The following is a 14,909-nucleotide window of genomic DNA, read 5'->3' as shown; positions in this document are numbered from 1 at the left end:
GTCTGGCACGCCGCGTCGAGGTACCCGCGGCCGAGCATCGGACCAGTAACCTGAAGGAGTGTCCCACCAGCAACCGCAGCGCCGCGCGCGTCCACGACCTGCGCCGATTCGGACCAAGACGAGCCCGGCTCGCATAGCGGTCGCGGTGCTGTCCGTGCTCGTACTGCTGGTCACCGGGTTCGCATGGCGGGGTGTGGACTCGTTGAGAAACAGCCTTGCCACTGCCAGCGGACTCGGCCTCGGTGGCGGCAAGGACGGAGCAATCGACATTCTGATGGTGGGAACGGACAGTCGAACGGACGCGCACGGCAACCCGCTCTCACAAAGCGAGCTCGACTCGTTGCGCGCAGGTGAGGAAGTTGCGTCCAATACCGACACCATCATCTTGATCCGCGTCCCCAACGACGGGAGTTCCGCGACCGCGATCTCGATTCCCCGCGACGCGTACGTCAACGTCCCGGGTATCGGTATGTCGAAGATCAACGCCGCGTTCGGTGCCACCAAGGAAACCGAGCGACTGAAGTTGGTCAACAACGGGTCGTCCGACAGCGATGCAGACAAGAAGTCGACGGAAGCCGGCCGGACCGCGCTCATCGGAGCGGTGGCGAATCTGACCGGCATCACCGTCGATCACTACGCCGAAGTCGGACTACTCGGATTCGTCCTGCTGACCAACGCAGTGGGCGGAGTCGACGTGTGCCTCAACGCGCCGGTCGACGAACCGATGTCCGGAGCCAATTTCGCGGCCGGGAAACAGACACTCGACGGCGCCGACGCGCTGAGCTTCGTGCGACAACGACACGATCTTCCTCGCGGCGACCTGGACCGGATCGTTCGCCAGCAGGTGTTCATGGCTTCTCTCGTCAGCAAGGTACTCAGCGCAAAAACCCTCAGTGACCCCGGCAAGCTCAGTCAGCTGACCTCGGCTGTCCAGCGTTCCGTCGTGATCGACGACGACTGGGACATCATCGAGTTCGCCAAGCAGTTGCAGAATCTGGCCGGCGGCAAGGTGCAATTCGAGACCATTCCCGTTCTCGACATCAACGGCATGACCGATTACGGCGAGTCCATCGTCAAGGTCGATCCCAAGGCCGTCAAGAAGTACATCGCGGGATTGGTCGGCGCCGACAGCGAGGACTCGGAGACCTCCGAAGCACCGACCACGGTGAATGCCTCCTCGATCACGGTCGACGTCGCAAACGCCAGTGACATCGCAGGGTTGGCCAGCGGGGTTTCCGAAGCGTTGAGTGCCCTCGGGTACAAGCAGGGTCAGGTCGGCAACAACACCGGCTCGGACGTCACCGAATCGACGGTGTTCGCAAAGTCCGCGGACGACGACGCAGCACTCGCGGTGGCCGAGGCACTCGGCGGTCTGACGGTCAAGGCGGATTCGTCATTGTCCTCGGGCAAGGTTCGGGTTGTCATTGCCGAGGACTACAGCGGCCCGCAGTCCGCGGACGCGGTATCCCCGTCCGAAGGAGCGACAAGCACGACTGAATCGTCGAGCACCACCGAGACCAGCCCCACTCCCGCCCCTCCCGGTCCGCCGATCGACGCGGCCTCCAACGGCCCGCGCTGTGTGAACTGAAAAACTGTGTGAACTGAAAGCGGTGTGAACTGAACGGCTGCGTAAGCTGACGACGTGCCTTCGCCTGTAGACAACCTGACCGACGCCCTCCTCGGACCGATCCTGGCTGCCGACCCGGCCGGCCCTCGCGTGACCTACTACGACGACGCCACCGGCGAGCGCATCGAATTGTCTGCGAGCACTCTGGCCAACTGGGCGGCAAAGACAGCGAATATGGTCCGCGACGAGTTCGCTCTCGAGCCCGGCGGCAAAGTTGCCGTGCTGCTTCCCGCGCACTGGCAGAGCGTCGCCGTCTTGCTGGGTGTGTGGTGGGCAGGCGGTGAGGTGGTCCTCTCCCCCGACGCCGACGCCGAACTGGCTTTTGTCACTGCGGACCGACTGGACGATGTTGCGGACGTACCGGAGGTAGCCGCACTCTCACTCGACGCGTTCGGCAAAGGTTTGAGCGATCTTCCGCTCGGCGTCGCCGACTACGCAACCTCCATCCGTGTGCACGGCGACCAGTTCCGTAGCGCCGGAGCCGGTTCGGCGCTGGAAGGCCGGTCCGTAGCGGACACGATCGACGCGGCACGGGCATCGGCGAAGAACGTCGAATTGGTGTCGACGGATCGTGTCCTCTCCAGTCGCACGTGGGACACGGCAGACGAATTGATCGACGGGCTTCTGGCAGTTCTCGCCGCGGGTGCCTCACTCGTGCAGGTGGCCCACCCGGACGCGGAAGCTACCGCGCGCCGAGTGGGCACCGAGAAGGTCACGAAACAGTTCTGAACGCTAGCTCGCGAGAGCTGTCACCGGTGACACCAGCCCCGCCCGCCTAGCGGGGAGCAGTGACGCGATCACACCGCAGATTCCGCCGATCAACACGATGGCTACCAACTGCACCCACGGCACTGCGCTGAGGGCGACGTCCTCGATCCCGAATACCGATGCGGTACCGGCTACACCGAACACCATCCCGAACAGCACTCCGATCACCGATGCGACTCCTGCCACGAGCAGCGCTTCCCAGATCAACATGGCTCGAATTCCCTTCTTGGTCAGTCCGAGTGCGCGAAGCAGTCCGGATTCGCGGCGCCGTTCGAGAACGGACAGTGCCATGGTGTTTCCGACGCCGATCAAAGCAATCAACACCGCTACCGACAGCAATCCGGCAACCACCATGAGCATGGTGTCGAGGATCGAATCGAGAGCTGAACGCATCTCGGTCATGCCCTGAACATCGCTGCCCGGCGCTTCCTGGCGTGCCAGTTCGGTGATGCGGTCGGTGGCGGCCAAAGCCTGTTCGTCAGTATCCGTCCCCAGCCTTACCCAGTACGAATCGGTGGTCGGCGCGGTGGCCGCTGCACCGAGATCGCCTCGATCCAGTAGTGCTGGTTGACCTTTCACGCCCTCGACCACGCTGACGTTCACGACGCCGCGATCCCCACGCACCGTCGCCGTATCGCCCGCCGAAAGCTTGTATTCGGTCAGGTCAGCGGGCGAGAGCACCAACTGACCGGCCGCGGGTACCGAGATCTCGGTACGCAGAACATCTTTCACCCGCGCAGCGTCGACGCCGAATCCGGCCAACGAACCGCGCCCGTCGATCGTCAGTTCGGCCTTGTCCAGACCGCTCACCGCGCCGACACCGTTGACCGCGGCGATGTCTGTGCCCAACCCTGCGGGAAGCGGTGCCGAACCGGAACCGCTCACCATGACGTCGACGGGGAATTGACTGTCCATCGCCGCGGGTGCGGCTTCCTTGACCGTCGCGATTCCCACGACGAGCGTGCTCGTCAAGGCCACACCGATCAACAATGCGGTGGCCGTCGCCGACGTGCGGCGTGGGTTCCGACCGGCGTTGCCTGCTGCCAGGCTTCCCACCGGACCGATCAGTCTCGCCAACACTCCGCCGGCCGCATTGATCAGTGCAGGCACGATTCGACCGGACAGTGCCGCGATCCCCAGGAACGAGAACAGTCCACCGGCGGTTGCCGCCGGCACCTGCTGATTCGTCACTCCCAGGACGGTCATCGCGATGCCCGCGAGCAGGGTCACGACGCCGAGAACCCGGCGCACCACCGATACCTGAACGCTCTCAGGCTTGGACTCCATCGGCTGCAGTGCCGCCAGCGGGGAGAGCCTCGTTGCCGCCCGCCCGGGCGCAGATGCAGCGAGCATCGTCATCACGATGCCGACGGCAAGACCGACGAGCACGGTCACCGGGGTGACGCTCAGTGACGAAAGAGGAACCGGCACATCTGCGGCCGTTGCTACCCGACCGATCGCCCACGCAAGTCCGACACCGAGTCCGACGCCGATCACCGAGGCGATCACGCCGACCGCCGCGGCTTCACTGCGAATGCTCCGGCGAACCTGTTTGGCCGTGGCGCCGACGCATCGCAGCAACGCGAGTTCCTGAGTGCGCGCCGCGAGCAGGACGGCAAATGTATTGGCGATCACCAGCGCGGCAACAACAACGGCGATGGCGCCGAAGGCGAGCAACACCGTGCTGAGGATCTTGGTGCCGCCCATGTATTCGGCTGCGGCGTTGTCTGTGGCTTCGTCGCCGGTCAGCACGGTGGAGTCCGCGGGCAACGCGCTCGAGATCGAATCCACGAGTTCTTGCTGAGAGCGTGAACCGTCACCGGCGACACGGAACTCACGTTCGGCACTGTCACCGGCCCACGCGCTCACCTGCTCGGCGGTGGTGAATATCTTGATCCCGCCCAGTCGTTGCGCCGAACCGGAGAGGTCGACCAGTCCGACTACCTCCGCGGTGGGTGCGGCGGCACCGACCGTCGAATCCCGTGCCGTGACTGTGATTCGGGCACCGATCGGTATCCCGGAGTCCGCGCTCACCAACACCTGCCCCAGACCGGCCGGAATCGATCCCTCCGACACCTTCTCCCAACGCAATTCGGGATTGTCGGCAATCGTGAGCGCATCCCCGTAGGACGCGCCCTTTGCCTCGGAGTCGACACGAACATAGGTCGACACGTCGTCGGCCACCGCCGAGACGCCCGGCACCGCGCTCAGCAGTGCTTCTGTCACGCCTGGACCGGACGCGACGACATCTGTGGTTTCGTATTGCGTCGCAAGTGATTTGCTCACACTCGCGTCGACCGTCGAGCTCAAGGTCAAAGTCGCGACGATGTATCCGACGGCGATCACCACCGCGAGTATCGACGCCACATAGCGCCCGGCATGTGCCCGCGCCTGCGCAAAAGCCAGACCTCTCATCGCAGTGCACCCGAAACTGCAGGAACATCGGCCAGGTCGTCGGCACCGAGAGCTCGCATGGCACCGATCACCGAGTCGACGGTGGGATGGTCGATCTCTCCGGCTATACGCCCGTCCGCGATCAACACGACTCGATCCGCGTACGACGCCGCCACCGGATCGTGTGTCACCATCACGACCGTCTGACCGGTCTCCCGGACACTGGTGCGCAAGAGTCCCAGAACCTCTGTCCCGGAACGGGAATCCAGGTTGCCGGTAGGCTCGTCGGCAAAGATCACGTCGGGCTGGGGCAGTAATGCACGGGCGACAGCTACACGTTGCTGCTGACCGCCGGACAACTCGTGCGGCAGGTGGTCGAGGCGCTGCGACAGGCCCAGCTTTCCGATCACCTCGTCCATCCACTCGGGCGAGGGTTCACTACCTGCCAGCTTCATCGGCAGCAGCATGTTCTCCCGAGCAGTGAGCACCGGTAGCAGGTTGAACGCTTGGAAGACGAATCCGATCCGCTCGCGTCGCAGTTCGGTGAGCTCCGTGTCGCCGAGTTTCGTGACTTCGGTGTCGCCCAGGAAAACCTGCCCACCCGAGACCGTGTCGAGTCCGGCCAGGCAGTGCATGAGCGTCGACTTTCCGGAGCCGGACGGGCCCATGATCGCGGTGAACCGCTCGCGACCGAAGTCCACGTCGACTCCGCCGAGCGCGTGAACCGTGGTCTCACCGGTGCCGTACACCTTGGTGACACCGCGGGCAGTGATCGCCGGCACTGCGGCTGGTTCCGTCGTGGTGTGCGCATGCATTTTTTGCCCTCCGTAAAGCTTCTCGCTATGACGGAATCGACGTTATTGCAGCGCAAGTGGTCTCCGCGTCGGAGTGCGGGGCGATCTTGGAGAGCCCGGTGTCATCCCGGGGTAGGACTGGACAGGGCGGCGTGTCAGCCCTCGGTGCCGAGGAGATCTGCGCGCCGGACAAGTCCGATCTGGAAGGCGAAGACGACTGCCTGTACACGATCACGAGAATGAGTCTTTGAAAGAACCCGTCCGACATGGGTTTTCACTGTCGTCTCGGAGACGTGGAATTTCGCAGCGATCTCCGAATTCGACAGCCCGTACGCCATGGCTTCGAGCACCTCGACCTCGCGCGGCGTCAACTCTTCGGGCAACTGCGCTTCGGGCGCCGAGCCTTCCAGGAGTGGCCCGACGTGCTGAAGCAGTCGCCGAGTGGCCCGGGCTTCGATCACCGCGTCCCCGCGGTGCACGGTGCGGATGGCGTCGAGCAACTGCTCCGGTGGCACGTCCTTGAGCAGGAAACCACTGGCGCCCGCCCGGATAGCCGACATCACGTACTCGTCGTTGTCGAAGGTGGTGAGCACCACGACCTTCGGCGCATCGGGGTCGGCCAGGAGCCGACGAGTCGCCTCGATGCCGTCCATCTTCGGCATCTGGACATCCATCAGAACGACGTCGACATGACGGGCGGCCAACTCGGTCAGCGCCTGCTGACCGTCCGAAGCCTCGACAACCACCGACAGATCCGGCTGTGAGTCGATGACCATTCGAAAACCTGCGCGGACCAGCTGCTGATCGTCGATCAGTGCCACTGCGATCGGAGCCACGTGTTCGTCCATGCCACTCACCTTAAGACCTTCGGACGTTTCAAGACCTACCCAGACGTTCGTTCGTACGGCAAGACGGCCCGGACGCTGTATCCGCCGCCTGATTTCGGTCCGGCGGTCACTTTGCCTCCGTGCAGCTTGGCTCGCTCGGCCATTCCGATCAGTCCCTGTCCGCCTGGTGACGATTCGACCAGCGCGGCGCTGCCGCCTCGTCCGTCGTCGGTGATACCGAGAACGAGTTCGGTTTCAGCCCATGTCATCTCGACGCTCGCCTGTGCTCCAGGCCCCGCATGTTTGAGAACGTTCGTCAGCGATTCCTGCACGATGCGATACGCCGTCAACCCCGCACCCGCAGAGAGTTCGCGTGGTTCCCCGGTCACACTGACGGCGATGTCGAGTCCGCTGCTGCGTAACTCGTGGAAGAGACTGTCGATGTCGCCGGCGCCCGGGATCACCGAGAAATCACGGGGCGTGTCCTCACGCAGGACGGACAGCAGCGATCGCATGTCGGTCAACGCTTGGCGGCCGGTGGAGGCAATTGTTTCGAGTGCCTGAATTGCAGCCTGAGGATCCTTGGCCGCGCTGTAGCGTCCACCGTCGGCCTGAGCGATGACAACGGTCAACGAATGCGCGACGATGTCGTGCATCTCGCGCGCAATCCTCGAGCGTTCGCTGATCGTCGCGATTTCCGCTTCCTGCGCACGCTCGAGTTCGAGCAACCGTGCGCGCTCGGTCAGACCTTCCAATTGTTTGGTGCGAACTCGACGCAAATCACCGAACGCCCAGACCGCGAGCATGAAGATCATGACGGCCACGGACTGCATGACCTGCGAGGACACCGGGATTCCGTCGTAGCCGAAGTATCGAACAGTCCCGGCAATCGAGCCGAGCAACGCGAGCACCAGCCCGGTGAGTGAACTCCACCGAGCACCATAGGCGGCCAGCGCGTACAGGGAGATGGGTACGACAACGGCCGATGCGAGCAGTGTGTTGCCGATGAAGATCACGTGTAGAACCGCGAATCCTGCGATCACCATGCCGGAGAGTTCGGGGCGCGAGCGTCGCCACGCCAACGGAACGGTCATACCCAGCGAGATGAACACCGCCAGCGGACTCGCCTCGACCGCCACGACAACGCTGAACAGTGCGGCAACCGTCGCAATGCAGATGTCCACACCGCGAGCATGTTCCGCGCTCCAGCGGACGAAGCGTTCACTAGTCGGAAAACGAGCCATGCCGCCAAGAGTAGCTTTTACTGACGAGCTTTCACTCAGGTGCGGTAACCGCCGTCTTCGAGACCGGCCTCGATTTCGAAGCGGTTGCGCGGCCCGCGATGACGCAGTTCCTCACGCAGGTACAACAACCCGAATATGATTCCGTACCTGGCCCATTGGTCTGCATGAACGGCCTCGTGACGAAGGACGGATCGAGTCGTGTTCCGCCGGGTGAGATATACACCACCGAGAGTTGTTCCGCCTCTGGCGAACCCGCAGCGCAGTCCGGAGGCGACAAAGATTCCGGACTCGTCGTCGAAGCGGATGTCCGCGCCGAGAATCCTGGCGTACAGCAGGGCGACGCGGGTGACGAACGCGGACTGCGCGCTGCCCCGACTCGCTCGGATCAGCGGCAGCCCGCGTCGTGCACACACGAGAAGATCAGCCCAGCAGTTTTTCGCGGAGCGCCTTGTCCTTGTCGAGCACCATCGACTCGAGGCTCTCCTGGAACGCCACCATCCGCCGCTGCAGTGCGGGATCCGAAGCACCGAGAATCCGAGCAGCCAGCAGACCGGCGTTGCGAGCGCCGCCGATCGACACTGTCGCCACCGGGACGCCGGCCGGCATCTGGACGATCGAAAGCAGCGAATCCATACCGTCGAGGTACTTGAGCGGCACCGGAACACCGATGACGGGCAACGGCGTGGCCGAGGCAACCATGCCCGGAAGATGCGCGGCGCCACCGGCACCGGCGATGATGACCTTGATTCCGCGGCCGGAAGCTTCCTTGGCGTAGTCGAGCATCCGCTGAGGCGTGCGGTGCGCCGAGACGACACCGACCTCGAAGCGGATACCGAACTCGGCCAAAGCTTCGGCTGCAGCTTCCATGGTCGGCCAATCCGAATCGCTGCCCATGATCAGGCCGACCTGCGCGCTCTCACTCACCGTGTACATCCCATCCGTCGGTCCAAACTGCGTACGAAAGCCAATGTGCTGCGCGCTCGGCGCGTTCCCGAACTGCGGCAACGTAATTCGGATCGTCGATGGATCCGGCGACGCCCACGATGTTGACGTGTCCGATCTTGCGATCCTTGCGCTCACCCTTGCCGTACAGGTGGATCTTCGCGTCAGGCATCCGCGCGAACAGGTGATGGACGCGCTCGTCCATCGTCATCTCGGGAGCTTCCGGCGCACCGAGAACGTTGGCCATCACGGTGACCGGCGCGATCGGCGACGTATCTCCGAGCGGGTAGTCGAGAACCGCGCGCAGGTGCTGCTCGAACTGAGAGGTGCGGGCGCCGTCCATCGTCCAGTGACCGGAGTTGTGCGGGCGCATCGCCAACTCGTTGACCACGAGAGTGCCGTCGGTCGTCTCGAACAGTTCGACGGCCATGGAGCCGACCACACCGAGCTCCGACGCGATGCGCAGCGCCAACTGTTCAGCTTCCTCGGCAACGGCACTCGAAAGCTCGGGGGCAGGTGCGATCACGACGGCACACTGGCCGTTGCGCTGAACCGTTTCCACGACCGGCCAAGTAGCGCCCTGTCCGAACGGCGACCGCGCCACCATGGCGGACAGCTCCCGACGCATCGAGACCATTTCCTCGACGATCAGCGGAACACCCTTGTTCAGCTGCTCGGTGACGATGGCTTCTGCTTCGTCCTGATCGTCGGTGATCCAGACGCCGCGGCCGTCGTAGCCTCCGCGTGTTGCCTTGATGACAAGCGGCCAACCGTGTTGCGCACCGAAACGCACGACGTCTTCCGCCCACGTCACTTCGGCGTACGCGGGTACGGGTGCGCCCAGTTCGGCAAGTTTGCGACGCATGAGCAGTTTGTCCTGAGCGAAGATCAGAGCCTGCGGCGGCGGCTGAACGTTCACGCCTTCGGCAACAAGAACCTCGAGGTGCTCGGTCGGCACGTGCTCGTGGTCGAAGGTCAGTGCATTGGAACCGACCGCTGCACGGCGGAGAGCATCGAGGTCGGTGTGGCTGCCGAGCACGACGTCGGGGCTGACCTGAGCTGCCGGCTCGTCCGAAGTCCCGGAGAGCACTCGGAGCGTCTGGCCCAGGGCCACCGCCGCCTGGTGAGTCATCCTGGCCAACTGTCCGCCACCGATCATGGTGACGACGGGCATGGATGCTTTTGCCGGTCGAGGGGTGGTCGGGCGGGCGGGGATCTGCGCGGGATCGTTGTTGCCGGTCACGGCTCTCTATGTTGTCATGTGCCGCGTTCGCCCGTTCATTCAGCGTTCCCAATCTGTGATTCTGCTGATGAATCCGCGGCAAATTGGTGGTAACGCGGTTTCGTTTCGTAAACTCATCTGTTGTGCCATTTGTCGACGGGGTCATTGCCCGCATACCCCAACCGTTTCGTGACATCGCTCTGCGTCACAGCGAGCTGATCAAATTCGCGATCGTCGGCGGAACGACCTTCCTCATCGACTCGGGCATCTTCTACACACTCAAGCTGTCGATCCTCGAATCCAAGCCGATCACGGCCAAGATCATCGCCGGCGTCGTCGCGGTGATCGCGTCGTACATTCTCAACCGCGAGTGGTCGTTCAAGAACCGTGGTGGCCGTGAACCAGCGCACGAAGCTGCGCTGTTCTTCATCATCAGCGCCATCGGTGTCGTCATCAGCTTCATCCCGCTGTACATCTCCAGTTACGTCTTCAACCTGCGCGTACCCGAAGTCAGCCTGGCGACGGAGAACATCGCCGACTTCATCAGTGCATATGTCATCGGCAACCTGCTGCAGATGGCGTTCCGATTCTGGGCCTTCCGCAAGTTCGTGTTTCCCGACGAGAATCCGGAACCGCTCGAGCTGTCCGACACCACAGGATTGTCCGAAACCACAGCGTTATCCGAAACCACGGCGCCTGACCCGGTAATTCCTGATGCCGAAGAGGAGCTCGGGCACTCCTGAGTTTTCCGTCTGCGCCGACCTTTCGGTCAGCGCGGTTCGCGGTGCGGAACGACGTCCGCGGTCGGCGCCGTGTTGGCCACCGGCAGGAAGACGGCGAACAAGGCAGGCTTACGCCTCTGCAGTTCCAGGCGGCCCCCGTCGGCTTCGATCAGTGCACGTGCGAGCGCCAACCCGACGCCGGTGGACCCCGCCCCCGAAAATCCTCTGTCGAAGATGTGCGGCGCCAGATCGTTCTCCACACCGGAGCCTTCGTCGGTGACCTCGACGCACACCATCGAGTCACGGCGAGACGAACTGCGACCCGTACCGTCGATCAATCGCACCGACACCGTGCACGTGCCTTCACCGTGTTCGAACGAATTGTCGACCAGAACGGAAACAGCTTCACGCAGACGCGAACCTGTGGTCGCAGCCATCACCGTGCGATCGCCGCGTAGGCGCAGCCTGCGTCCCTCTCCGTCGAACTGAGCCTGCCAGTCGCGAGTCACCTGTTCCAGCTCGCCGACTACCGACACCAGACTCGCCGATGACCCACTGGTGCGCGACGAGCGAATCAGGTCGTCGATTCCGTCGGTGAGCCTGTCCACTTGCGCCATGGCTTCCTCGGCCTCGTTCACGACGTCAGGATCTTCGTGAACGGACAACTCGTCCAGGCGCAGCCGCACTGCAGTCAGTCGACTGCGCAGTTGATGCGAGACGTCCGCAACCAGCGCGCGCTCTCGTTGCAGCCGCACCGAAATCTCCACGGTTGCCGCATCGAGGACGTCGGACACGCGGTCGAGTTCGGGGATGTCGTGCCGACGAGGATCCGGCCGGAAGTCGCCTTCGGCGAGGCGCGCCGCCCGGTCGGCCACATCCTGCAGCGGATCGGCAAGCCGACGCGCAGTGACCACAGCAACCACGGTGCCTGCCGTGATGGACAGAAGCACGAGCACGCCGACAGCCATCACCGCCTGTTTCTGCTGGGTGCGCAGGTTCTCCGACGGCACCTCGAGGCGCAACGAGCCGGACGTTCCCATCGCGAGCGATTCGACGAGTGCGTTCTTGACCGTCGCCTCACCGACGTCGACGCGTGCAGCGCCGTCGACGACAGTCGGATACACGACGACGAGGCGCCCGTCGTTCGGGGTGAGAACCTTGAGCGAATCTGTGTTCAACGCACCTTCGACGAGTCCGTTCGTCCCCTCTTGCGCGATGACCTCAGCGGCCATCCGGTCGAGGCGCACCCGGAGATCACTTCGCGTCACGTCCTCCACCCAGAGCCACGCCGTGTAGATCAGCGGAACCCCCAGCAGCAACGCCGTCATGATCACGACAGCGAGAATCGACTGCAATATGCGACGCCGCATGCCGGCAGTTCCTGATTCTCGAGAAGTTAGTCGGTGTTGATTCGGAAACCGACACCGCGGACGGTGGCAATCCTGCGTTCCACGGCGGGGCCCTCGTCGCCGATCTTGCGGCGCAGCCACGACATGTGCATGTCGAGCGTCTTCGATCCACGAAGCTCGACGTCGCCCCACACCTCACGAAGGATCGTATCGCGCGAGACCACTTCCCCGGCGTGCTCGAGGAGGACCCGCAGAAGCTCGTATTCCTTGTTGGCCAAGGCGATTTCGGAGCCGTTGACGAGTACGCGTCGTGCCGCGGGCTCGAGCCTGATGCCACCGACCTCGACGATCGTGTCCTCGCGGCCACCGTGGCGACGCAGGAGTGCTCGCACACGTGCCATCAACTCGGCGAGACGAAACGGCTTGCTGACGTAGTCGTCGGCGCCCGCGTCCAACCCGACCACGAAGTCGACTTCGTCGGTCCTGGCGGTCAACATCAGCACGGCGAGCGAGGTGCGATGCGCACGAATCTGTCGGCAGACCTCGAGGCCGTCCATGCCCGGAAGGCCGAGATCGAGAATCAACAGGTCGAAATCACCTTCGAGCGCCTGCTGCAACGCAGCGGGTCCGGTCGGTTCGACCGTCACCGAATACCCTTCACGCCCCAAGGCGCGGGAAAGGGGTGCAGCAATGGCCTCGTCGTCTTCGGCTAGCAATACGGCAGTCACACGAACAGACTACGGACAACACGCCTTTGCACGTTGATTACCAGCCATTTCGATCATTCGGGTCGTCGTTTTCACCTGACGGCCACTGCGGTACCTGCGATGGTGGCTGCTGCATGGAATCGAAAACCTGGTGATACAGCAGAGCGTGAACGTGCTCGACGTCAGGAATGTCGTCGAACTCGAGCGGATCGTCACTGGCAGATGCGATGACCAGAGTTCCGGTCTTGAGCATTCGATCGATCAGGCCGTGACGGAACTGAACATTGCTGATCCGTCCCATGGGAATGTCGATACCCGTGTGCGTGAGCACTCCGTGGCGGATGAGCACTCGCCGATCGGTGACGATGAAATGCGTGAACTTCCAAACCGTGAAGGGCGCAACCGACCGCCAGGCCACGACACCGAGCCAGATGATTCCGACGGCAATGGACGACACGGTGCGAGCCGTGCCGTCCAATCTCGTCTGTGCGAGGCCCAGCAAGAACCCGGCGACGGCCGTCGCAAGCACGAACGTCAGCGCCGGAAGCACCAACATCTTCCAATGAGGATGGCGATGCAGTATCAGTTCCTCGTCCTGAGCGAGGGCGTCTTCGGGATATCCCATGACGGGAAGTCTGCCACCCCGCACCGACTTTCAGGCATACCGACTTTCAGGCACACCCGCCTTCAGGGCAACGCTCAGGGCTGCGCGAGCTTTCGCAGCACCAACGGGGTCACGACGATGATGATGCCGTACAGCACCATCCACACGCCGACCACGATGCGGAAGACGTCGAGCGAGAGTTCGGGCTGCAGAAGGACGATTGCACCCGCGACGATGCTGATGACTCCGAGCACGATCGACAGACCGCGATCGACGGTGTGCCCGGACGCCGCGTCGACCAGATCGAGAACGCCACGGAATACCCACCAGGCACCGATCACCAACGCGATCAGAACCACCGTCTGCAAAGGGCTACGGAGAACCAGGAATCCGAGGAGCACTGCCAACGCGCCGGAGATCGCGACGAGCGTGCGAGTTCCACCCGAAGCCGTCACGTCCGCGAACGAACGGATGATCTGGACGATTCCGAATCCGAACAGCTGGATCGCAATGACAACCGCGACCACGAACAGGGTGGCATCCGGCCACGCGAGTACCGCGATACCCAGTCCCAATGTGAGGACACCGAGCAGCACCGTCACGCCGGTGAGTACGCGGCGAGCGCTCTCGGCCGTCTCGGCTTCGGTCGGAACAACGATCGGTGTGGTCATGACGCCCCTAGGCAGCTCGGTAAATCCCGCAGTTGAGTGAAATGAAGGACGGACGGTTGGTTCGAAAACCGGTCCGGGCCAAAAATTAGCACTTTGGTGCCAGAAAATCCGGCAACGTTCACGATTCGGTGACCGGGGCGGCGCGAAGGTGCGTGATATCACCCGCTGCGACCGCAAAGGTCTCCCCATCTGTTCCCTCGATTTCGATGACGACGCGTCCGGAAGTGTCGACGTCGGTCGCGATACCGAACACCTCCTTGTCGCCCGGCAAGACCGCGCGGACTCGTTTGCCCAGCGTCCCGCAGCGCTGCCGGTATTCGGCAGCCAACACAGATGTATCCCATTTCGACGATTCCCAAGCACGGAATTGCGTCGCCAATTCACGGGCGATTGCGCGAACGAGAGTGTCGCGGTCGACAGTCGATGCTTCTTCGATCAGCAGTGACGTAGCGGTCGGGACGGGCAACTCCTCGACGCCGAGGCTCACGTTCAGCCCGATCCCCACCACCACCGCGGGATCGGGCGCCGTCCTCGCCACCTCGGCCAGAATGCCGGCGACCTTCTTGTCACCGATGAGAACGTCGTTCGGCCACTTGAGTTCTGCGGGCACTTCGGCCACGTTGCGCAGCGCGTCGACGACCGCGATTCCCGACAGTAGCGGGAGCCAACCCATGTCCGCGAGATTCATTCCGGGCATCGACAGCAGAACCGACATCGAGATCTGCGCTTGCGGCGGACTCACCCACGTGCGCGAATGACGGCCACGGGCACTCGCCTGATATTCGGCGATCAGAACGTGACGGTCGGCATCCGGATCTGCCGCTCGCGCAAGGAGATCCGCGTTCGTCGAACCGGTCTCCTCGACAACGTCGAGGCGGTTCCAGAAAACGCGCGCGTCGTCGTTGTCACTGCGCACGAGTGCGCGTCGTAGGGCATTGCCGTCGAGGGGCGGTCGGTTCAAGTCGGTCCACATAGCCCCAGCCTATGACGACGGCGAGAATGTACTGGTCAGTAGCTTGAGCCTGCAAGACAGCGACA

General features: G+C 63.4%; 15 protein-coding genes. 3 read left to right on the top strand and 12 right to left on the bottom strand.

Going from position 1 to position 14,909, the window contains the following annotated elements:
- Nucleotides 1–106 precede the first annotated feature (106 nt).
- Complete coding sequence (locus M1L53_RS17600) at nucleotides 107–1,588, top strand: LCP family protein (RefSeq protein ID WP_054187643.1); 1,482 nt, start codon at nucleotides 107–109, stop codon at nucleotides 1,586–1,588.
- 54 nt (nucleotides 1,589–1,642) lie between these two features.
- A complete protein-coding gene (locus M1L53_RS17595; protein ID WP_003940786.1) occupies nucleotides 1,643–2,356 on the top strand; it encodes a TIGR03089 family protein in 714 nt (237 codons plus the stop codon).
- A gap of 3 nt (nucleotides 2,357–2,359) precedes the next feature.
- Here M1L53_RS17595 and M1L53_RS17590 read toward each other — a convergent pair whose 3' ends face one another.
- From M1L53_RS17590 to M1L53_RS17560, 7 genes are all read right to left on the bottom strand, one after another.
- Nucleotides 2,360–4,810 (bottom strand): ABC transporter permease, encoded by a 2,451-nt coding sequence (locus tag M1L53_RS17590; RefSeq protein WP_054187634.1) that lies wholly within the window; start codon nucleotides 4,808–4,810, stop codon nucleotides 2,360–2,362.
- The gene (locus M1L53_RS17585) at nucleotides 4,807–5,604 is read right to left on the bottom strand and encodes an ABC transporter ATP-binding protein (RefSeq protein WP_042450120.1); all 798 of its coding nucleotides are present in this window, start codon (nucleotides 5,602–5,604) and stop codon (nucleotides 4,807–4,809) included. The genes M1L53_RS17590 and M1L53_RS17585 overlap by 4 nt, the downstream gene beginning before the upstream one ends.
- A 134-nt stretch (nucleotides 5,605–5,738) precedes the next feature.
- Nucleotides 5,739–6,431, bottom strand: coding sequence for a response regulator transcription factor (locus tag M1L53_RS17580; RefSeq protein ID WP_003940960.1), 693 nt, complete (start codon nucleotides 6,429–6,431; stop codon nucleotides 5,739–5,741).
- Nucleotides 6,432–6,466: 35 nt separating this feature from the next.
- Nucleotides 6,467–7,654 (bottom strand): sensor histidine kinase, encoded by a 1,188-nt coding sequence (locus tag M1L53_RS17575; RefSeq protein ID WP_030535022.1) that lies wholly within the window; start codon nucleotides 7,652–7,654, stop codon nucleotides 6,467–6,469.
- Nucleotides 7,655–7,689: 35 nt separating this feature from the next.
- Nucleotides 7,690–8,067: a hypothetical protein gene (locus M1L53_RS17570; protein ID WP_054187635.1), complete on the bottom strand. Its 378-nt coding sequence runs from the start codon at nucleotides 8,065–8,067 to the stop codon at nucleotides 7,690–7,692.
- A gap of 7 nt (nucleotides 8,068–8,074) precedes the next feature.
- The gene (purE, locus tag M1L53_RS17565) at nucleotides 8,075–8,587 is read right to left on the bottom strand and encodes a 5-(carboxyamino)imidazole ribonucleotide mutase (RefSeq protein WP_054187636.1); all 513 of its coding nucleotides are present in this window, start codon (nucleotides 8,585–8,587) and stop codon (nucleotides 8,075–8,077) included.
- Nucleotides 8,571–9,770 carry a 5-(carboxyamino)imidazole ribonucleotide synthase gene (locus M1L53_RS17560; RefSeq protein ID WP_397517563.1) on the bottom strand — a complete coding sequence of 400 codons (1,200 nt, stop codon included), beginning with the start codon at nucleotides 9,768–9,770 and terminating at the stop codon, nucleotides 8,571–8,573. Before M1L53_RS17560 ends, purE begins: the two co-directional genes overlap by 17 nt.
- A 191-nt stretch (nucleotides 9,771–9,961) precedes the next feature.
- On the opposite strand from M1L53_RS17560, the gene M1L53_RS17555 reads away from it, so the two are divergent.
- Entirely contained in the window at nucleotides 9,962–10,561 is a 600-nt protein-coding gene (locus tag M1L53_RS17555) for a GtrA family protein (RefSeq protein ID WP_007731156.1), read from the top strand.
- Between the two features lie 26 nt (nucleotides 10,562–10,587).
- On the opposite strand, the gene M1L53_RS17550 is transcribed toward M1L53_RS17555, so the two are convergent.
- From M1L53_RS17550 to M1L53_RS17530, 5 genes are all read right to left on the bottom strand, one after another.
- Nucleotides 10,588–11,910: a HAMP domain-containing sensor histidine kinase gene (locus M1L53_RS17550; RefSeq protein WP_007731154.1), complete on the bottom strand. Its 1,323-nt coding sequence runs from the start codon at nucleotides 11,908–11,910 to the stop codon at nucleotides 10,588–10,590.
- Between the two features lie 26 nt (nucleotides 11,911–11,936).
- Entirely contained in the window at nucleotides 11,937–12,617 is a 681-nt protein-coding gene (locus tag M1L53_RS17545; protein ID WP_003940916.1) for a response regulator transcription factor, read from the bottom strand.
- Between the two features lie 37 nt (nucleotides 12,618–12,654).
- Nucleotides 12,655–13,221: a PH domain-containing protein gene (locus M1L53_RS17540; protein WP_054187638.1), complete on the bottom strand. Its 567-nt coding sequence runs from the start codon at nucleotides 13,219–13,221 to the stop codon at nucleotides 12,655–12,657.
- A gap of 74 nt (nucleotides 13,222–13,295) precedes the next feature.
- Complete coding sequence (locus M1L53_RS17535) at nucleotides 13,296–13,871, bottom strand: HdeD family acid-resistance protein (RefSeq protein ID WP_007731150.1); 576 nt, start codon at nucleotides 13,869–13,871, stop codon at nucleotides 13,296–13,298.
- Nucleotides 13,872–13,989: 118 nt separating this feature from the next.
- Nucleotides 13,990–14,844: a biotin--[acetyl-CoA-carboxylase] ligase gene (locus M1L53_RS17530; RefSeq protein WP_003940755.1), complete on the bottom strand. Its 855-nt coding sequence runs from the start codon at nucleotides 14,842–14,844 to the stop codon at nucleotides 13,990–13,992.
- Nucleotides 14,845–14,909: the final 65 nt, after the last annotated feature.

The sequence above is a fragment of the Rhodococcus sp. T9N genome (genome assembly GCF_024436645.1).
In the GTDB taxonomy this organism is placed as follows: domain Bacteria; phylum Actinomycetota; class Actinomycetes; order Mycobacteriales; family Mycobacteriaceae; genus Rhodococcus_F; species Rhodococcus_F qingshengii.
This window is presented reverse-complemented; position numbering and strand designations above follow the sequence as displayed.